The 20,289-nt window shown below is 73.8% G+C and carries 14 protein-coding genes; 9 read left to right on the forward strand and 5 right to left on the reverse strand.

Annotated elements, in window-relative coordinates; translation table 11 throughout:
* Positions 1-79: 79 nt before the first annotated feature.
* Together AC3IYI_RS36505 and AC3IYI_RS36510 are read right to left on the reverse strand one after the other, a co-directional pair.
* Positions 80-1,738, reverse strand: a complete 1,659-nt coding sequence (locus AC3IYI_RS36505; protein WP_489407714.1) for a GMC oxidoreductase — start codon at positions 1,736-1,738, stop codon at positions 80-82.
* A 448-nt stretch (positions 1,739-2,186) separates the two neighbouring features.
* Positions 2,187-2,843, reverse strand: a complete 657-nt coding sequence (locus AC3IYI_RS36510; RefSeq protein WP_489407715.1) for a DUF6629 family protein — start codon at positions 2,841-2,843, stop codon at positions 2,187-2,189.
* Positions 2,844-3,139: 296 nt separating this feature from the next.
* Here AC3IYI_RS36510 and AC3IYI_RS36515 point away from each other — a divergent pair, with 296 nt between their 5' ends.
* Positions 3,140-5,095 (forward strand): glycosyl hydrolase family 28-related protein, encoded by a 1,956-nt coding sequence (locus AC3IYI_RS36515; RefSeq protein ID WP_489407716.1) that lies wholly within the window; start codon positions 3,140-3,142, stop codon positions 5,093-5,095.
* 31 nt (positions 5,096-5,126) lie between these two features.
* Here the strand turns inward: AC3IYI_RS36515 and AC3IYI_RS36520 are convergent, their stop codons facing one another.
* Positions 5,127-6,632 carry an MFS transporter gene (locus tag AC3IYI_RS36520; protein ID WP_489407717.1) on the reverse strand — a complete coding sequence of 502 codons (1,506 nt, stop codon included), beginning with the start codon at positions 6,630-6,632 and terminating at the stop codon, positions 5,127-5,129.
* Between the two features lie 161 nt (positions 6,633-6,793).
* On the opposite strand from AC3IYI_RS36520, the gene AC3IYI_RS36525 reads away from it, so the two are divergent.
* Positions 6,794-10,378, forward strand: coding sequence for a S8 family serine peptidase (locus AC3IYI_RS36525; RefSeq protein ID WP_489407718.1), 3,585 nt, complete (start codon positions 6,794-6,796; stop codon positions 10,376-10,378).
* Between the two features lie 66 nt (positions 10,379-10,444).
* On the opposite strand, the gene AC3IYI_RS36530 is transcribed toward AC3IYI_RS36525, so the two are convergent.
* Positions 10,445-11,176: an ATP-grasp domain-containing protein gene (locus AC3IYI_RS36530; RefSeq protein WP_489407719.1), complete on the reverse strand. Its 732-nt coding sequence runs from the start codon at positions 11,174-11,176 to the stop codon at positions 10,445-10,447.
* A 60-nt stretch (positions 11,177-11,236) separates the two neighbouring features.
* Positions 11,237-13,015, reverse strand: a complete 1,779-nt coding sequence (locus AC3IYI_RS36535) for a serine/threonine-protein kinase (protein WP_489407720.1) — start codon at positions 13,013-13,015, stop codon at positions 11,237-11,239.
* A gap of 277 nt (positions 13,016-13,292) precedes the next feature.
* Here AC3IYI_RS36535 and AC3IYI_RS36540 point away from each other — a divergent pair, with 277 nt between their 5' ends.
* The 7 genes from AC3IYI_RS36540 to AC3IYI_RS36570 all read left to right on the forward strand — a co-directional run bounded on the left by AC3IYI_RS36540 (position 13,293) and on the right by AC3IYI_RS36570 (position 20,243).
* Positions 13,293-14,459, forward strand: coding sequence for an agmatine deiminase family protein (locus AC3IYI_RS36540; protein WP_489407721.1), 1,167 nt, complete (start codon positions 13,293-13,295; stop codon positions 14,457-14,459).
* A complete protein-coding gene (locus tag AC3IYI_RS36545; protein ID WP_489407722.1) occupies positions 14,456-15,355 on the forward strand; it encodes a DUF4436 family protein in 900 nt (299 codons plus the stop codon). Before AC3IYI_RS36540 ends, AC3IYI_RS36545 begins: the two co-directional genes overlap by 4 nt.
* 203 nt (positions 15,356-15,558) lie before the next feature.
* A complete protein-coding gene (locus AC3IYI_RS36550; RefSeq protein ID WP_489407723.1) occupies positions 15,559-16,578 on the forward strand; it encodes a serine hydrolase domain-containing protein in 1,020 nt (339 codons plus the stop codon).
* 40 nt (positions 16,579-16,618) lie between these two features.
* Positions 16,619-17,194: a protein-tyrosine phosphatase family protein gene (locus AC3IYI_RS36555; RefSeq protein ID WP_489407724.1), complete on the forward strand. Its 576-nt coding sequence runs from the start codon at positions 16,619-16,621 to the stop codon at positions 17,192-17,194.
* Positions 17,195-17,392: 198 nt separating this feature from the next.
* A complete protein-coding gene (locus tag AC3IYI_RS36560; RefSeq protein WP_489407725.1) occupies positions 17,393-18,655 on the forward strand; it encodes a cytochrome P450 in 1,263 nt (420 codons plus the stop codon).
* 149 nt (positions 18,656-18,804) lie between these two features.
* Positions 18,805-19,962, forward strand: coding sequence for a hypothetical protein (locus AC3IYI_RS36565; RefSeq protein WP_489407726.1), 1,158 nt, complete (start codon positions 18,805-18,807; stop codon positions 19,960-19,962).
* Positions 19,959-20,243 carry a hypothetical protein gene (locus AC3IYI_RS36570; RefSeq protein ID WP_489407727.1) on the forward strand — a complete coding sequence of 95 codons (285 nt, stop codon included), beginning with the start codon at positions 19,959-19,961 and terminating at the stop codon, positions 20,241-20,243. The genes AC3IYI_RS36565 and AC3IYI_RS36570 overlap by 4 nt, the downstream gene beginning before the upstream one ends.
* Positions 20,244-20,289 lie beyond the last annotated feature (46 nt).

The raw sequence follows: 20,289 nt of genomic DNA on the forward strand, positions 1-20,289 counted from the left end.
GCGCGTGCGGTGCGCACACGGGTCCGGGGCCGTCGGAGAATCCGACGGCCCCGGTCTTCGTGCTGTCCGCCGCACCCTCTTACAGGTCGGTGGCGATGATCTTCTCGATGTTGCGCTCGGCGAGCGCCGTGATGGTGACGAACGGGTTGACGCTGGTGTTGCCGGGGATCAGCGCGCCGTCGATGACGTACAGGCCGGTGTAGCCGTGGAGGCGGCCGTAGTTGTCGGTGGCCTTGTCCAGGATTGCCCCGCCGAGCGGGTGGTAGGTGAGGTGGTCGCCCCAGATCTTGTTGGTGCCGAAGAGGTCGGTCCGGTAGATCGTCCCCTCCTTCGAGTTGATCTTGTCGAAGATGGTCTTGGCCATGGCGATGGACGGCGCCTTCCACGCCGTCTGCCAGTTCAGCTCGACCCCGCCCGTCGACGCGTTGTACGTGAACTCCGCGCGGTTCGGGTTCTTCGTGATCGACAGGTAGAACGAGGCGTACGTCTCGATGCCGGTCGGCAGCGGTGCCACTTCGGCGAACGCGCCGCCCGCATCCCAGTTGTCGATGCCGCCGCAGGGGATGGAGGCCTGCACCTTGCCGGTCGGGTCCCACATGTGGTTCGCCCGGCCGCACATGATGTTGCCGTTGTCGCCCCAGCCCTTGCCGATCTCGCTGTTCAGGTTGGGCAGGGCGCCGGTGGCCTTGAGCCGGACGAGCAGCTTGCTGGTGCCGACGCTGCCGGCCGCGAAGAACACCTTGTCCGCGACGACGGTCTTCGTGCCGACGGTGTCGCCCGTGGTGTTGATCTGGTCGATGACGACCGTGTACCCGCCGCCGGAGGCCGGGGAGACCGAAGTCACCTTGTGCAGGGGCGAGATGGTGACCTTGCCGGTGGCCTTGGCCTGGGCGATGTAGGTCTGCTGGAGGGACTTCTTGCCGGCGTTGTTGCCGTAGAGGATCTCACCGGCGACGGCGGACTTGGGGACCGTCCCGGCCGCCTCCTGCTCCATGTAGTCCCAGTCGTACACGTCCGGGACGAAGACGAAGGGGAACCCGGCACGCTGGGCGTGCTTGCGGCCGACGCGGGAGAACTGGTAGCAGTCGACGCTTTCGAACCAGGCCGGGTCGATCATGCTGACCCCGAGGCCCGCGTTGGCGCGCGGGTAGTAGGTGTCGTACATCTCGTCCGCGTTCACGGTCGGCAGGACGGCGCCGAAGTTCGCGCGCTTCGGGGTGACCGCCATACCGCCGTTGACCAGCGAGCCGCCGCCGACGCCGCGGCCCTGGTAGACGATGATCCCGCCCATCTCCTCGGCGTCCAGGATGCCGGTGTAGCGCGGGACCGCCTTGTCGATGGGGAAGCCCAGGAAGTTGCTCAGCGGCGCCTTGGTCTTGGTGCGGAGCCAGTAGGCGCGGTAGTCCGGGGTGGTCGTGTTGCAGAAGATCTTGCCGTCCGAGCCGGGGGTGTCCCAGGCCATGCCCATTTCGATCATGTGGACGTCGACACCGGCCTGGGCGAGCCGCAGGGCGGCGACGGAACCGCCGTACCCGGTACCGATCACGAGGGCCGGTACGTGCGCTCCGTTGTCGATGGGGCCGGCGGCGGCGGCCGCGCCGGCCGTGGCGGCCTGGGCCTGGGACGGGGCGATCTGACCGGCAAGGGCCATTGCGCCCAGTATGGAACCCGTTCTACCGAGAAATCCTCGACGCGAGACGCCGTTCTGGTTCGTTTTGTGCAGGCCTTTGTCGCTCATGTGAGCTTCCTCACTCTAGGCGGAATGAGAACGAGTTCTACTGCCGAGTGCTTGCGAAGTCACTAGATACGTCAAGGCGTCTTTCGTGGGTGGCGGCCGTGGGCGGCGCCGATTCGCGGCCTGTGGAAAGGGGTTGAAGGTCCCATCGGACACTGGGAACGACGACCCGCTGTGGATGGCCGGTACTCCCGGAGTGACGCGAGCGCCCGGGGGGAGGGGCCTGCGGGTGCGGTGGGCCCGCCCGAATCCACCACGTCAGAAGTCGAACGCGTTGCGGAGAGCCCCGCCGCCCCGGTGTGGCGGGGCTCTCGGCGCACCCAGCCACTCCGTCGTGGCTGCATCCGGTGGGCTCCGAGGCCGAAAAGCGACAAACCGCAAGGTGGGCCGTGGTCGGCGCCCGAATCTTTTTACCTTCGCCGCACGCTCCTGTTCCCCGCCCGGGCCGGTGTTACAGGCTCGGCGCACCTCGGCCGGCGCCCCCGCGTACAGAAGGGGAACGCGTGCGGTCGCCGGTCCAGACCAGGATCAGGGTCGAGGTGGCCGCCGCGAAGGCGCACCAGGTGGAAGCGAACTCCAGCCTCCACAGGGCGGTGCAGACCAGGGCCCCGGCCCCCAGGAGGAGGCCGAGGAGGCGCAGCCGGCGGTCTCCCGAGAGGAGCAGGGCGCCGAGCGTGGCGAACAGGTAGCCCGCCAGGACCAGCGGCATCCACGGAACGTTCACGCCGTACCCGAGGGTGTGGCCGCGGACCTCGGCGCTCACCGGGCGGGTCGCCAGGCAGTACGAGAGGTACGCGCCGGTGGCGAGTCCGGCGGCGGCCGGCCAGTACATCCGGGGCCTGAGCTCGGGCGCGGCGGCGAGCAGCACCCCGAGCGGCACCCATACGGGCAGCAGCGGGAGGGCGATCACGGCCCAGGCGGTGGTGGCCGGACCGCAGCCGCCGCCGGAGTTCCAGACGGCGGCCTCGACCAGCTGGTGCGCGCCCAGGATCAGCGGGAGCGCGGCGACGGGCAGGTCCCGGGCGCGCCGGTTCCGGACCAGGCAGGCGATCCCGACGGCGGTGATGACCGTGCCCGCCGTCAGGTCGGCCGTCGCGCTCCAGCACATGAGGCCCTCCCGATCCCACGGTAGGCCGAGGTGTGAACGTCTGCCACACCACGGATCCGTGGAAGAATTTGACAAGATGCGGAAGAATCCTGCACGAGTCTTGCCGTGTTTGCGTGCGGGGTCCTACTGTCCCGGCCATGCCCCCAAGAAGAGCCGCAAGCCTCGCCGCAAGAGCAGCCGCACCCGGCGCCGCAAGGAGAACCGCCGTTCCCGCACGGGCCGTTCCCGCACGGGCCGTTCCCGCGCGGGCCGTTCCTGCACGGGCCGTTCCCGCGCGGGCCGCCGCCGTTCTGGCGGTGTTCACCGCGTCCGTCCTCGGCCTCGGCGCCCTGGGCGCGGGACCGGCCGCGGCCCGGCCCGGCGACGCCGACCCCGCGGCGCCCACGGCCGTCACCCGGGCCGCCCTCGATCCCGTACTGGCCGAGGGCCGCGGAGCTCGCGTGGACTTCGCCGAGCAGGAGGCGGAGAACGCCGTCACCACCGGCACGCTCATCGGCCCCGACCGCTCCGCCTACTCGCTGCCCGCCGAAGCCTCCGGCCGCAAGGCGGTACGGCTGGTCCCGGGCCAGTACGTGGAGTTCACCCTGCCCGCGGCGGCCGACGCGGTCACCGTCCGCTACAGCCTCCCCGACGCCCCGGCCGGCGGCGGCATCACCGCCCCGCTCGACGTCACCGTGAACGGCAAGAACCGCCGCGCCATGACGCTGACCTCGCAGTACTCCTGGCTGTACAACCAGTACCCGTTCAGCAGCGACCCGCAGGCCGGCCTCCTGCACCCCGACTGGTGGATCACCGAGTGCGGCTGCGTCCCGGCGGCCACCACCCCGGCCCCGGTCATCGCCAAGCCGTTCCGCCCCACCCACATGTACGACGAGCAGCGCCTGCTCCTGGGCCGCACCCACCGGGCGGGCGACACGGTCCGGCTCACCGTCCCGGCCGGGAGCCCCGCCGCCTGGACGGTCATCGACCTGCTCGACTCGCAGCGCGTCGGCGCCCCGCACGTGGAGGCGGCCGCTGCCAACGCCCTTCTGTTCGGCGCCGACCCGACGGGCCGCCGGGATTCCGCCGACGCCATCGACCGGGCCATCGCCTTGGCCAAGCGCCACCGGCTCCCGGTCTACCTGCCGCCGGGCACCTACCAGGTCAACCGCCACATCATCGTGGACGGCGTCACCATCAACGGCGCCGGCAGCTGGTACACCACCGTCAAGGGCAAGGGCGTCGGCTTCTACGGCAAGGAGGCCGCGCAGGGCGGCAGCCGGGGCGTCCACCTCTCCCGCTTCGCCATCGAGGGCGACGTCCGCGAACGCGTGGACACCGACCAGGTCAACGGAGTCGGCGGCGCGATGAGCGACTCCACCATCGACTCCCTCCACATCCACCACACCAAGGCCGGCCTCTGGTTCGACGGCCCGATGGGCGACGTGAAGGTCACCCGCAACGTCATCACCGACCAGATCGCCGACGGCCTGAACTTCCACACCGGAGTCACCGACTCCCTCGTGCAGGACAACTTCGTCCGCAACACCGGCGACGACGGCCTCGCCCTGTGGGCGGAGAAGACCACGAACGCCCGCAACACCTTCGACCACAACACCGTGCAGAGCCCCACCCTGGCCAACGGCATCGCGATCTACGGCGGCGCCGACACCACCGTCTCCGCCAACCTCGTGGCCGACCCGGTCCGCGAGGGCAGCGCCCTGCACGTCGGCTCCCGCTTCGGAGCCGAACCCTTCACCGGCAGCCTGCGGATCGACGGCAACACCACCGTGCGCTCCGGCACGTACGAGCTGAACTGGAACATCGGGCTCGGCGCGATCTGGTTCTACGCCCTGGACCGCGACATCGACCAGGCCGACATCCGGGTCACCGCGAACTCCTTCCTGGACAGCACCTACAACGCGGTCATGCTGGTCAGCGACTGGCCGGTGAAGGACAAGGTGCGCATCGGACACGTCCACTTCAAGGACGTCCGGGTCGACGGCACCGGCACCTCGGTGGTCAGCGCCCGGGCGGCCGGCTCGGCGAGCTTCGAGAACGTCGACGCCCGGAACGTCGGCGCCGTCGGCGTCAACAACTGCGGCTCCTTCAACTTCCCCGCCACCGGCTCGGAGTTCACCCTCGTCGACCGCGGCGGCAACGACGGCGGCGGCGCCACGGGACCCTGGCTGGCCGGCTGGGAACTGCCCAACACCATCACCTGCGACGACCGCCCGCCGGTCGTCGCCCCGCCGGCGCCGAGCCCCTGGTAGGGGCCGGCCCGGCGATACCCACCAGGGGCTACTACCGCTCCGCCGCGCCCGGGGGTTCCAGCGGCGGAGCGGTCACCGCGCAGTTCGTACGGCACTGCGGGTGACAGGCCCCGGGCGCGGGGGAGCGAACGGTCGTCCAGGCCACGGCGGCCCCGGCCACCAGCAGCCCCGCGCACCAGAACATCGCCCGCCCGAAGGCCGCGTCGAAGGCCCCGGGCGAGAGGTACGCGTCCGGCCCCATCCCCGCCAGCAGCGGCAGTGCGGCCACCGCGAGGAGTCCCGCGGCGCGCGCGGCCGCGTTGTTGATGCCGCTGGCCAGGCCCGCCCGCCCGGGGTCCACCGAGGACAGGACGGTCGCCGTCAGCGGAGCCACCAGGGCCGCCATGCCCAGCCCCATCACGAGCAGCGCCGGCAGCACGTCCCCTACGTACGAGGCCTCCGGGCCCACCCGCAGCATCAGCAGCATCCCCACCGCGCAGAGCAGCGGTCCCACCGTCAGCGGGACGCGCGGGCCAATCCGCTCCCCGAGCTGCGCCGACCGGGCCGACAGCAGCAGCATCAGGGCCGTGGTGGGCAGCAGGGCGGCCCCGGCACCGAGGGCGGAGTACCCGGACACCACCTGGAGCTGGAGCACCACGAGGAAGAAGAAGCCGCCGAAGGCCGCGTACACGCACAGGGTGACCAGGTTGACGGCGGTGAACAGCCGCGAGGAGAAGATGTCCGGCGGCACCATCGGGTCGGCCCGCCGCCGCTCGACCACCACGAAGACCCCGCCCAGCAGCACTCCGCCCACGGCGGCGCCGACCACGAACGCGGCGCCCGACCGGGCCTCGATGAGCGCGTAGGTCAGCAGCGCGAGCGAGGCCGCGCCCAGGACCGCCCCGGCCACGTCGAACCGCCCGTGCGCCGCCGGATCCCGCGATTCCGGTACGTGCCGCAGTGCGACCGGGACGCAGAGCGCGGCCACCGGCACGTTCAACAGGAACACCCAGCGCCAGCCCGGCCCGTCCACCAGCCAGCCGCCGAGGAACGGCCCCACGGCGGCGCCCACCCCGCCGAACCCCGACCACAGGCCCACCGCGCGGGCCCGGTCGTCGGGATGGATCGAGCCGTGGATCAGCGCGAGGGAACCGGGCGTCAGCAGCGCCCCGCCGATGCCCTGGAGGGCGCGGGCGGCGATGAGCACACCGGCGTTCGGCGCGATCCCGCACAGCAGGGAGCCCACCGCGAACCACACCACCCCGAGCACGAAGATCCGCCGCCGCCCGAAGCGGTCCCCGAGCGCCCCGCCGACCAGGATCAGGCTCGCGAGGGTCAGCAGGTAGGCGTTGACCGTCCACTGGAGCACCGCCAGATCGGCGCCGAGATCCCGCCCGATGGCGGGCAGGGCCACATTGACCACGGTCGAGTCGAGCAGCGCCATGGCGGAACCGAGCACGGTGGTCAGGACGATCCACCGGCCCTGCGCGGTGCCGAGCCGCACGCCGGGGGAGGCGGAGGGGGCCGGGGAGGACGGTGGGAGGGCGGGGTCGCTCACCCCACCAGGCTGGCGCGGGTGGCCGGGAACGGCCACCCGGTCGGGCGGTTCGGCTCATTAGGCGCTCTTGTAGCGGGCATGACACCTCGCACACCATGGCCCGCGCACGTCACGCACACCCTTTCCGCACGACCTGCACACGGCGTACGAGGAGACCACACGTGGCACGAAGCGACACCCGACGGACCCCCCGCTCACGATTACGGCCCCTGCGCACAGGGTTCGCCGCCCTCACGGCGGCCCTGCTGCTGCCCCTGGGCGCGGGCGCGGCGGCCGCCGCCCCCGGCCCCGGACCCACCCCGGGCGCGGCCGAACGCAAGATCGAACCGAGTCTCCGCGCCCAGCTCGACGATTCCGCCAAGGCGGTCTTCTGGGTCTACCTCGACAGCGCCGCCGACCTCACCGCCGCGCACGGGCAGCAGACCCGGGCCGCGAAGGCGGAAACGGTCCTGCGCCTGAAGAAGGACCACGCCGCGCGCAGCCAGGCCGAAGTGATCAAGGCCCTGGACGGCGCGAAGGCCGAGTACACCTCGTACTGGATCGTCAACGCGGTCCGCGTCGTCGGCAGCGACAAGCTCGCCGGAGCCCTGGCCCAGCGCCCCGAGGTGTCCCGGATCGACGCCGACGACCGGATCGCCCTCCCCGAGCCCGCCGAAGGCACCCGGGAGAAGGCGGCCGCCGACGCCGTCGAGTGGAACATCGACCGCATCAAGGCACCGCAGGTCTGGGACCAGCTGGGCGTGCGCGGCGAGGGCATCGTCGTCGCCAACATCGACAGCGGAGTGGACCACACCCACCCGGCCGTGGCCACCCAGTACCGCGGCCGGGCCGCGGACGGCACCTACGACCACCACTACAACTGGTTCGACCCGGCGGGCGTCTGCGCCACCGCGGCCCCCTGCGACAACAACGACCACGGCACCCACACCATGGGGACGATGGTCGGCGACGACGGCGGCGCCAACAAGATCGGTGTCGCCCCGGGAGCCAAGTGGATCGCGGCCAAGGGCTGCGAGAGCAACTCCTGCTCCGAGGCCTCACTGCTCGCCGCCGGCCAGTGGATCGTCGCCCCCACCGACCTGAACGGCCAGAATCCGCGCCCCGACCTGGCCCCGCACATCGTCAACAACTCCTGGGGCGGCCCGGGCGGCGACACCTGGTACCAGCAGATCGTCGACACCTGGCGGGCCGCCGGAATCTTCCCGGCCTTCTCCAACGGCAACTCCGGACCCGGCTGCGCCACCAGCGGATCACCCGGTGACTACGCGAGCTCCTACAGCTCCGGCGCCTTCGACATCAACGGCGCCATCGCCTCCTTCTCCTCGCGCGGCGCCGGTCCCGGCGGGATCGTCAAACCGAACATCGCGGCCCCCGGCGTGAACGTGCGCTCCTCCGTCCCCGGCGGCGCCTACGCGTCCTTCTCCGGCACCTCCATGGCCTCCCCGCACACCGCCGCGGCCGTGGCGCTGCTCTGGTCGGCCGCCCCCGCCCTCGAAGGCGACATCGCGCAGACCGAAGCACTGCTCGACGGCACCGCGCTGGACACCGACAGCAGCCAGTGCGGCGGCGCCGCCGCCGACAACAACGTCTTCGGCGAGGGCAAGCTCGACGCGCTCGCCGCCGTCACCTCCGCGCCGCGCGGAGCCCTCGGCGCGCTCGCCGGCACCGTGCGCTCCGGCGGGCAGCCCGTCCCCGGCGTGAAGATCGTCGCCGACGGCCCCATCGACCGTACGACGACCACCGCGGCCGACGGCACCTACCGCTTCCCGACCCTGTCGGTCGGCGCGTACGCGCTCACCGCGTCGAAGTTCGGCTACGGACAGCAGGCCGCGACCGTGTCGGTCGTCGAGGACACCACCGCCACCGGCGACATCGACCTCGTCCAGGCGGACTCCGGGAAGCTCACCGGCACCGTCTCCTCGGCCGCGGGCCCGGTGGCCGGCGCCGCGGTGACCGTCGCCGACACCCCGGTCACCGCGACCAGCGACGGCCAGGGCCGCTTCGAGATCACCCTGCCGCACGGCACCTACACCGTGAACGCCACCCACACCTCCCGCTGCCTCACCTCCGGCGCGGCCGCCGTCACCGTCGCCGGGGACACCACCGTCGCGGTGAACCTGCCCGAACGCACCGACGGCTACGGCTACGCCTGCGCGGCCTCGGGCGGCGGACCGTACGAGCCGGGCGACCGGCGGCTCGCGCTGACCGGTGACAACACCACCGAACGCGTCGACCTGCCCTTCCCGCTGCCGCTCTACGGCAAGACGTACGGGCAGGCCTGGATCGGCACGAACGGCACGGTCAGCTTCGGCGGCAACAACACGGCCGACGTCAACGGGGACATCCCGAGCACGGCCACGCCCAACGCGGCGCTCTACCCGTTCTGGGACGACCTGGTCGTCGGCGCAGCCGGCAGCGGCTCCGGAGTCTTCACCGCCGTCACCGGCACCGCGCCGCACCGCAGTTACGTCATCGAGTGGCGCGAGGTGTCGCACTGGTCGGCACAGTCCGAGAAGTTCTCCTTCGCGGCGGCCATCGGCGAGGACGGCACCGTCCGGTACTCCTACCGGGGGACCGGCGGCACCGGCATCAAGGGCGGCTCCACCGCCACGGTCGGCGTGGAGAACGCGACCGGCACCGACGCCTACCGGTACTCCTTCAACACGCCGGTGATCACGGACGGCCTGTCCGTCTCCTTCCGCACCACCAGGAGCGGAGTGGTGGCGGGCCGGGTGCTCGACGCGAACGACGGCAACGGCGTCGCCGGAGCCACCGTGACCGTCGGCACGGGCGCCACCGCGGTCTCCGCCACCACGGCGGCAGACGGCGGGTACGTGGTCCAGAGCCCGTCGGGAGCACGGGAACTCGCGCTGACCGCGGCCCAGTACGAGCCGGCGGCCGCCACCGTGGACGTCAAGGCGGCCGACGTCACCCAGGTGACCCGGTCCCTGCGCACCGGCAAGGTGACCCCGGCGAAGCCGGCGGTCGAGATCGTCCTGCCGCCCGGCCAGAAGCGGACGCGGACCCTCGACCTCACCAACCCCGGTCTCGGCACGGCCTTCACCGTCGCCGAGGACGCGGCCTGGCTGACGGCGACCCCGGGCGCGGGCGACCTCCCGACGGGCGGCAAGGCCCCGCTCACCCTGGCGGTGGACACCACGGGCCTGACCCCGGGCACCGTCCTCACGGCCGACCTGAAGATCGCCTCGGCCAGCGGCCGGACCCCGGTGCTCACCGTCCCCGTCAAGCTCGTCGTCCCGCGCTACCAGGTCGCCCTGGACGCCGGCTCCACGGGCGCGAGCACGGACTCGCTGGGCGACGGCTGGTCCCCCGACCGCAAGTACACGACGGGCTCGTACGGCTACCAGGGCAACAGCTCGGCCCAGTCCACGAGCCGCACGATCGCGGGCACGGACGACCAGAAGCTCTTCCGCAGCGCCCGTGAGGGCATGTACGAATACCGCTTCGACGGCGTCCCCAACGGCACCTACACCGTGGAACTGGGCTTCGCGGAGCTCTCCTCCACCAAGCCGAACAAGCGCGTCTTCGACGTCCTGGCGGAAGGTACCCAGGTACTGCCCTCGCTGGACGTCTCCCTGGAGGCGGGCACGTACACGGCCCTGACCCGCAGCTACACGGTCACGGTCACGGACGGCACCCTGAACATCCGCTTCGTCACCCACACCGGTTTCGGCAAACCCCTGCTGAACTCCCTGCGGGTGACCGACCGCCCCGACAAGAGCTGACCCCGGCGACAGCACAACGGGCGGGGCTCCTCCGGGGCCCCGCCCTTCGCCGTCAGTCCCCGGTGGTCACCGGAGGAACTCCCGGTCGCGGTCCGCGAAGGAGGGGAGCGGGGCCGCAGCACGCAGGGCCACGTCCAGAGCGCGCCCCGGGTCGCAGGCGTACGTACCACTGGCCCACGCGGCATTGGCCTCGATCACCGACCATCGTCCGCCGGCGAGGCCCACGTCGACGACGATCGCGGACGGGAGGGTGGAGAAGGGCAGGCCGGACGCGAAGGCGAGGGCGTCGGCCGAAGCCGGACCCGGGCTGAGGCGACCGTCCTCGGCATAGCGGCTCGCCGTGTGCACGGCCCCGTCGAGCAGGAACAGGCGGTGCTCCGCCGTGAACCGGACCACGTCGCTGACCAGCACCTCCGTCCCCGGATCCACCGCGTCCGGCCCCGGCAGGCGGGAGCCGTCGGCGTAGACGAGGGCCGGGATGCCCTTGTCGTTCGGCGACTTCACGAAGACGGGCCTGCGCAGCCCGTACGCCTCACGGATCGGCATCAGCAGGACCTCCCGCCCGGTGAACTCCCGGGGCAGCCGCGCCAGCCAGTCGGACGGAGCCTCCAGCAGGCCGATGCCGAGCCCAGGGGCCATGGCATCGGCGAACCGCGGCCCGGCGTGCAGGTGGTCAGCCCGCAGCCCGTCGGGCACGGCGAAGCCGTCCAGTTGTACGGTGGCCAGCCCGCGCGCGTGCGCCGCGTCCCGGATACGGGCGGCGGACGCGGTCACGCGGGGCGGGAGCAGCAGGGTCATGCGGAGATCCTGCCGAAGGCCGGGGCCGGCGTCATCCGGGTTTCGGAGCCGGACGGGGCGTCAGGTGCGGCGGTACTGGTCCACCAGGATCGTGACGGAGTCGCCGGCCGGGGCCTCGACCAGTCTCACGATCGCCACCTCGCTCCGGTCCGGGCTGCGCACGCAGAACGGGCGGGCCTGCGCGAGGGCGGCGAGGGGCAGGCCGGCGGCCGGGCGGGTCTCGATGCCCTGGAGGCAGGTGGCCACCGTCAGTTCCCCGGATCCGGAGCCGGAAACGTCGGACACGAAGGAGTCCGAGTCCTCGGAGGGGACCAGGGCCTGGCCGTCGCGCGCCAGGTACCAGGCGGCCGTCTCCGCGGGCACCACCTTCCCGGCCTTCAGGTCGAACTCGTATCCGGAGTCGGGGGCGGTGAGCTCGGTCTTCGTGTAGCCCGGCAGGTAGGCGGCGGCAGGGTCGGGCGGGGTGGTTCCGGGGGAGGCCGTGGGCGCAGTGGCGGTGGGGCCGGTGGGACCGGTGACGGGGTTGCCGCCGGTGACCTGGTCCTCGCCCGCGGGGTCGTCCAGGTAGTACACGGCTCCGGCGCCGACGAGCAGGGTGCCGGCCACGACGAGGGCCGGCAGCAGCGGGAGCCTTCGCCCGCGGCCCGGCCTGCCCCGGCCCGGGCCGGGGCAGGATGCCGGAGCGGGGACCGCGGCAGGGACGGGAGCGTGGACCCGTGCGGAGGCGGATGCCGGTGCGTGTCCGTCGGGCCCGGCTCCGGCACCCGTGCGCGGTCCGGGGAAGGCCGGTCCGGGGGAGTGCGGAGCCGCACCCGCCGGGCCCGGGTACGCGGTGGCCGTCCTGGTGGCCTGGAGCGGCGCAGGGGCGGGCCAAGCGGTGTCACCCGAGCCCGAGCCTGAGCCCGCGCCCGCGCCCGCGCCCGAGCCCGCGTCACCGCCCCCGAGCTCCTCCCGGACCGGCCGGGGCAGCCAGCCGTCGGTGAACTCCGGGTGCCCGCACACCAGGGGGTGCGCCCGCACGGAGGCGATCACTTCGGCCGGCTGCGGACGGTCCTCGGGCTGCTTCGCGAGGCACCACGAGACGAGGCCATACAGCTCGTGCGGCACCCGGGTGAGGTCGGGATGCTCGTGGACGACCCGGTAGAGGGCGCTGGACTCGGGCCCGTTCCCGAAGGGTGCGATCCCGCACGCGACGTACGCGGCCAGCGTCCCGAGCGCGAAGACGTCGGTCGCCGGCGTCGCGGGATGGCCGAGCGCCTGCTCGGGCGCCATGAAGGCCGCCGTTCCGATCCGCAGCCCCGTACCGGTGAGCGCGGCGGCGTCGGCCGCGCGGGCGATGCCGAAGTCGATCACCCGGGGGCCGTCCTCCGCGAGGAGCACATTGGCCGGCTTCAGGTCGCGGTGGACCACGCCCGCCCCGTGGATGGCCTGGAGCGCCTCGGCTATGCCCGCGAGGAGCAGCAGGACCGTACGTACCGGCAGCGGTCCGTGGCGTCGTACGACCTCCTGCAGCGAGGGACCGGACACGTACGCGGTGGCGAGCCACGGCGTGGGGTCCTCGACCCCGGAGTCGATCACCTGGGCGGTGAACAGGCCGTGGATCCGGCGGGCACTGGCCACCTCCTGGGCGAACCGCCGGCGGAACTCGGGATCGGAGGCGAGCTCCCTGCGGACGGCTTTCAGCGCGATGGGGCGGCCGCCGGGCGTGTGGGCCAGATAGACCACGCCCATGCCGCCGGAGCCGAGCCGGGCGTGCAGGCGGTAGCCGCCGATCTCGTGGGGATCGTCTGCGGACAGTGCCGTACGGGCCGGCTGTGCGCCGGAGTGCTGCTCGGACATGCGGTGGCTCTTTCGACGATGCGTGCGATGCGTGCGATGCGATGCGATGCGAAACGCGGCAGGGGCCTGCGCGCATCGTGCCATGAATTGACTGAATTTTCAGTCAGTGCCAGAGTGGGCGACACGTGCCCGCACCGTCCGCCCCGCGTCGCGGCCCTTCGCGGACGAAGGGCGGACCCTTGTCCCAGGGGCTCGGGACGGTCGGCCCGTGCCGTGCCTCCCGCGCCCGCTCTGGCCGGATGCAGTCGTCCCGCCAGTCCTCGATCGGAGCTCTCCCGTGTCCCACCTGCCCCCCACGCGCCGGACGGCCCTCCGCACCTTCGCCGGGCTCGGCGCCCTCGCCTTCGGAGCCGCCGCCTGCGGCCCCTCGCAGAGCGCCCCGCGCTCCAACGCCGCCCCCGGCACCGCGCAGCCCTCCCCGGCCGCCGGCCCCGAGCGCCGGCTCGGCGCCGAGTGGGAGAGCCACACCCGCACCTTCATGGCCTGGCCCGCGCTGGACGCGGTCTGGATGGAAGACCTGCGCTACGTGCGCGAGGACATCGCGCGGATCGCCCGGGCCGTCGGGGGGTACGAGGAGGTCATCATGATGGCCCGGCCCGAGCAGGTGGCCGCGGCGCAGCGGGCGTGCGGCTCCGAGGTCGAGGTGATCCCGCTGGCCGTCGACGACCTGTGGGCCCGCGACACCGTCCCCGTCTTCGTCGAGGAGGGGGCCAAGGTCATCGGCGTCGACTTCAACTTCAACGGCTGGGGCAACAAGCAGGAGCACAAGAACGACGGCCAGGTCGGGCGCCTCCTGCTCCAGAAGTACGGGATCCTCCGGGTCAAGGCTCCGCTGGTGGCCGAGGGCGGCTCCTTCGAGGCCGACGGCGAGGGCACCCTGATGATCACCGAGAGCTCGATCGTCAACGACAACCGCAACCGCGGCAAGAGCCGGGATCAGATCGAGGCCGAACTCAAGCAGACCCTGGGCGTCGAGAAGGTGATCTGGCTGGCCGGCGTACGCGGCGAGGACATCACCGACGCCCACGTGGACAGCCTCGTACGGTTCGCCGCGCCCGGTGTCGTCCTGCTGGACCGCGCCCACCCGAACACCCCGAAGGACTCCTGGTCCCGCTCCGCCGACCAGGCGAAGTCGGTCCTCTCGAAGGCGACGGACGCCCGCGGCCGGAAGTTCGAGATCATCGACCTGCCGCAGCCCGACCTGGACAAGATCACGGGCGAGGGCGACGACTTCGTGTCGACCTACGCCAACTTCTACATCGCCAACGACTCCGTCTTCATGCCGAAGTTCGGCGACCGCCAGGCCGACGACCGGGCCCGCGGCATCCTGCAGGAGCACTTCCCCAAGCGGGACATCGTCCCCGTCGCGATCGACACGATCGCCTCGGGCGGCGGCGGCATCCACTGCTCGACCCACGACCAGCCCGGCAAGCCCGCCGCGTGAGTGCCCTGCGGCGCCGCCCGTCCGGGCGGCGCTTCCCGCTGCTGCCGGCGCTGCTCCTGCTCGCGATCGTGGCGGCGGTCGGCGTGGGGGCCTGGCTCCAGTTCGGCGAACGCCAGGCCCAGGACACCGTCCACACCGCGGGCCGGGCCGATTCCGACCGGGTGGACGTCGAGGCGACCATCCAGCGCGTCGACGCCGCCGGGCGCGAGCTGGTGCTGCGGGTCCTGGTCACGCCCCGGGGGGCGCTGGCCGAGGCCGGCGGGATCGCACCCGTCGACGACCTGACCCTCCAGACCTCGACGGCCACCCGCGCCGACCTGACCTTCAAGGCCCACCAGCGCATCTCCAGCCGGGACGTGCAGGTGGCCCTGACGGGCGGCTCCATCACGGACTATCCGTTCGACGGCTACGGGACGGACGTGGAGTTCGCGGCGGTACTGGGCCAGGAGAAGGTTCCCGTGCGGGTCCTGTTCTCCAACAACGACGTGCTCTTCTCGTCCACGGTGGAGGCCTCGACGGCGAACGACGGCGCGGCCGTCCTCGACATCGGGCTGGCCCGCTCCAACAGCGTGCTCGTGTTCGCGGTGTTCATGATGATCGCGATGTGGGCGCTCGCCGTGTCCGTCCTGATCGGCGGGTGGTTCCTCGTCACCCGCCGCAAGGGGCTCACCTGGCCCGCCCTCGGCTGGATGGCGGCCACACTGTTCGCCCTGGCGGCCTTCCGCAACACTGCCCCGGGCACACCGCCGATCGGCTGTCTCCTCGACTACCTCGCCTTCCTCTGGGCGGAGATCCTCATCGCGTTCTGCCTGATCACCGTGGTCGTCACGGGGATCCGGGCGGAGCCGCGCGCCGAACCGGCGGCGGACGGGGCGGACGGGGCGGCGGGGGCCTGAACCTGCGTACGGCTCCGCGGCGGGGCCGGGCGTACGGGGCCGGGCCCGACGGGCCGCACGGGTAGGGGCCCCGAGGCCCCCGAGCCCCCGAGCCCCCGCGCACGGGGGTACCAGGCACGGTGCGGGGGCATTCGGGTGGCCCGCCCCGGCCCGACCGCGCGACGCGCGGGGCAGGCGCGGAGGGCGCCGTACCGTGGCTGACCATGACGCTCCAGAGCGACCGGGCCGGACAGGCCGACCAGACCGGGCATGCCGAGCAGCGCGGGCAGTGCGGGCAGTGCGAGCCGGTCACGCAGCACGCTCCGGCGAGGAGCGTCGACCAGATCGCGGCTCTCGTACGGGACGCGGACCCCGGGGCCGGCTGGGCCGTCGGTGGCGCGGACGGTCCGGACGCGGTGGTGGAGGCCGGGATCGAGGTCCTGGAGAGGCCGGGAGTCGCGGCCGGGGCCGGACCTGAATCCGGAGGCCGGGTCGGAGCCCGAGCTGCGGCCGGAGCCGAGTCCCGGGCCGGGGAGCGTGCCGCAGCCGAATCATGGGCTGGGGAGCGGGCGGGAGCCGAGTCCCCGGCCGGGGAGCTTGCCGAAGCTGGTTCCGGGGCCGGGGAGTGTGCCGGCGCCGGAACCCGGGCGGGGGACCGTGCCACCGCCCCCGATGTGGGCGGGCTGGCGGGCGTGCTGGCCGTCTGGCCCGTCATCGGGATGCTCGTGGACGCGGGGGAGCTGGCCCTGCACACCCCGCTCACCGCCTACGGGGCGGGCGAGGGCCTGCCCGCCGGAACCACCGCGCACCACCTGCTCACCCACGGCTCCGGGGTGTCACCCGCGCTCACCGGGCTCGCCGAGCGGCTGTGCGGCAGCCCCCTCGCCGGGTTCGCCGCCGAGCGGATCTGGGCGCCGCTCGGCATGACCCGGACGGGCTTCGCCGCCGACGGGACCCTGCGCGCGCCCGTCGCCGACCTCGGCCGGTTCCTGAGCCACCTCCTCGCCCCGGCGGGCGGCGGCCCCGTCAGCCGGGCCTGGACGGCGCAGTCGCTCCGCATCCGCACCGGCGAACTGCTCCCCGCCCGAGGCCTCCTCTGGCACCCCGCCGCGCACGGTTCCTGGTCCCACGGCGAAGGCCCGGCCCTGTGGATCTCCCCGCGCGGGCGCCGCTGGGCCGCCCTCCTCCCCACCACCCCCTCGACCCCGCTCCGCACGGCCTTCCGGGAGGCGGCCTTCGCCTGAAATACCGTACAGGGCGCCGCCGTTGTATCTTCGGAGTCCGATGAAGAAGACCCGGCACAAGGACCGTGACGTGCCCGGTCCGCAGAGCCCCTGGGACGAGATCGCCCCCGGCCTGTGGATGGGCGGCCACTACTGGACCGACCCGGCCGGGGAGCTGCGGCCGGTCGTCGTCGGAGCCGAGTTCGATCTCGTCATCAGCCTCTTCACCCGCCCGGGCCACGGCCCCGACCCGCGCGTGGAACACCTGGTCGGCGAGCTGCCCGACGCCCCGCTCACGGGCGCGCAGTTGCGTACCGTCCTCCGGCTCGCCGCGTCCGCCCGCGAGGCCCTGCACTCCGGACGGCGGATCCTGGTGCGCTGCCATTCCGGTTACAACCGGTCCGGGCTGGTCGTCGCCCAGTGCCTCGTCGAGGGAGGCCTCGCGCCGGCGGCCGCCATCGGCCTCGTCCGTCTAGGGCGCTCGCCCTGGGCCCTGCACAACGAGACCTTCACGGACTATCTCGTCGCCGGCCCGGAGGTCGCGGCGCTGCTCGTCGACCTAGACCCCGACCTCGACCCCGATCTCGGCCTGGATCCCGGCCCCGGTCCCGAACCGGGCGCTCCGTCCCGCCCGTAGTCCACCCGTAGCCCGCCCGCTGACCTCCCGTACCCCCCTCGTGGTCCTCGGAGCGCGGACCCGGGACGGTCGACGTACGGTGAGCGCGAGATCACCGACCGTCGAGTCCAGGCTGCGCGGAGGTACACGGATGCGTACGGCCCACGAGACCGCCCTCGATGCGCGCACGCCACCGGCCCCGGCCGCGGAGGCCCCCGTATGACGGCCGGGGCGGGGCGCGGCGAGAGCGCCCGGTTCGCCGCCGCCCACGCTCTGCCCGCTCTGGTACGGGGCTTCGTGAGCGTGCGGCCCCGTGCGGTGCGCGGGCACGCGGGGCCCGGCCGGCCACGCTGGTCGGCCGCCACCCTGCGGGCCCTGCGCGAGCGGCACGGCGGGGCGCCCGTGCTCGTGCGGGGGCTGACCGGCACCGTCCTGCTCATCCTCGATCCGCAGGACATCCGGCAGTTCTACGCCGAACCCGTCGGATCCCCCGTGCGGCCCGCCGGAGAGCCGGACGGCTGCGTGCACACCGGGCTCCACACCGGGCTCCACGCCGGGCGGAGGGCGGTCGACGACTCCGTGCTCGCCGCGGGGCTGACCGTGCACCCCTCGTGCGGGGCGTTTCTCTCGGTCCTCACCGACGAGGCCCGGCGCCTGACGGCCGGCGGCTCCCTCGAACTCGCCCGCGTCCGGCACTCCGTGACCCGCGCGGCCCGGCGCATCGTCCTCGGCGACGCGGCCGCCGAGGACGCGGAACTCGGCCGAAGGCTCGGGCGTTCGCACGACAGGGCCGGCGCACGGATCGCCGCGTACGCCGACCTCGCGGAGCCGCACACCCTCATCGGGCGGGCCCGCCGGCACGCGGACCCCCTCGGCCGGCCGGGCCGGCCATCGGCGGATCCGGTCGGGCAGGTCCGCCAGTGGCTGGCCGCCTTCGACCTCGTCCCCGGCGTCCTGCTGCGCACCCTGCTGCTCCTCGGCGCGCACCCGGCCGAACAGGACGCCGTCGCCGCCGAGGCCCGCACCGCCGGATGGGCGCAGGGCGCAGCCCAGGGCGCGCTGCCCCGGCTGCGGGCCTGCGTCCGGGAATCGCTGCGGCTGTATCCGGCCGTCCCCGACCTGATACGGATCACCCGGGCCGAAACCGAATGGCGGGGCGTGCGGCATCCCGCCGGGACCTGTGTGGTGCTGCCCGTGCTGTTCCACCAACGCGACCCCGAACACGTGCCGGCCGCGCACGTCTTCGTACCGGGCCGGTGGGCTTCCCGCGAAGCGGACCGGGACGTCCGGATGGCCCCCTTCAGCCATGCCGACGGCCGCTGCCCCGGCGAACAACTGGGGCTGCTGGTCACCGCCGCGCTCTGCGCGGAGGTGCTGCGCGGACACCGGGTCCGGCCCGTCCGGCCCGTGCTCGACCCCCTCGGCCCGCTCCCCGCGGCCCTGGACCCGCAGGGCATCCGCCTGCGCCTGACCCGCCGCTGACCCCGGCGCCGGCCCGGCCCCGCCCGCACCCCGGCGGCGCCACGGCATCCGGCCCACCCGACCTGCCCGCCTGTGGACCTGCCCGACCTGCCCGACCCGTCCGTCCCGCCCCGTCCTGCCCGATGCTCATCCGACCCGACGAGGAATCCATGTCCGACGCCGCGACCCCCGGGACCTCCGCGACCTCCGCGCCCACCGACCCGGACGCCGATCAACTGGGCGCCCTGTGCCGGGAACTGGCCGAGGCGGCCGACGCCGTCGGTGAAGCCTCGCGCTACGCCTCCCGGCTGGCACTCGGCTCCCGGCTGCCGGTCACCGCACTGGGTTTCGGCAGCCGCCGCCGCGCGGCTTGGCGTACGCTGCTGCGCGCCCTCACCGACCCCGACGGACTCGGCTGGGCCGCCCGGGGCCGGGGCGTCGCGCGGGCCGGTTGGCTCGCCGGGGTCTTCACCGGCCGGGAGAGCCTCGCCGTCAGCCTCGCGGTGTGCGGCCTGAAGGGCCGGATCCGGGCCGAGAGCACCCGTAACCCGGCTCGCGCGGCAGACCCGGCCGCCGCCGAGGTGTTCCTCGCGGTGGAGGAGGGCCGGCAGGCGGACGCCGTCCGGGCGTTCCGCGACCTCGTGCGCCGACGCGGCGAGGGTCCCGCCTTCGCCCTGCTGAACCCCTCCTTCGCCGACATCCTGGCCTGGAACGCGCTGACCGACGACAACCCGTTCAACGACCACGCCGGCTGGCAGGTCGCCACCGGCAGGGCCGTGACCGCCGAGCCGCTCCTCGGGATCGGAGCCGCACTGCGGGCGTTCTTCGACCGGGGACCCGCCTGCTCCGAACCGGGGGACCGCCTCCTCGCCGAGCTGGACACCACCGGCACCCCGGCCGGGTACCGGGGCAATGCCGACCGGATCGGCGGGGCCGCGGGCGCGGCCTTGCTCCAGCAGGTCGTCGGCCCGGACGGAGTCGAGCGGTGCGTGCTTCAACTCGCCGGACCACCAAGGGAGTCCGGCCGCGCCGACGGCCCGTACGGGGAGCCGGCCGCGCACGTCCGGGAGGTGGCCGCGACCGTACGCCGCCTGGTGCCCTCCGGGACCGAACTCGCCCTGCTCGGCCACGGCCCGGGTGCCCGGACGGCCGGACGGCTGGCCGCGAGCCGGGAGTTCACCACCGTCTACCGGGTCACCTGGGTGGGTTCCGGCCCCGAGCCGGGTCCGGCGGCGGCCCTCGAGGGCTTCGGGGGCCGGGTCACCGGAAGCCACCTGGTGCGGCTGCCGGGACATCCCGACGTCTACGTCCCGGGGCGGACCCAGTGACGGACACCGCCGGGCCCGCGCCCCGGACCGAGACCCGTCCGGCCCCGGCCGAGGGCCTGCGCGCCCACTCGGCCGCCCTGCGTTCGCACGCCGAACGGCTCCGCCGCGCCGCCGGAGACCTGCGCTGGCAGGGCCCGGGGGGCGACGCCTTCCGCGCCGAGGTGGCGTCGCTGGCCGACCGCTGCGCCACCGCGGCGGGCGGTTTCGAGCTGGCGGCGGCCCAACTGGCCCGCCCCGGGTCCCGGAAGGGCATGCGGGGCAGGCACCGGCGGACCGGCTGATCGGACGCGGTCTGATCCCCGCCGGACCCGGCGCGGATCGGGCGCG

Source organism: Streptomyces sp. GL_148, from assembly GCF_057834205.1.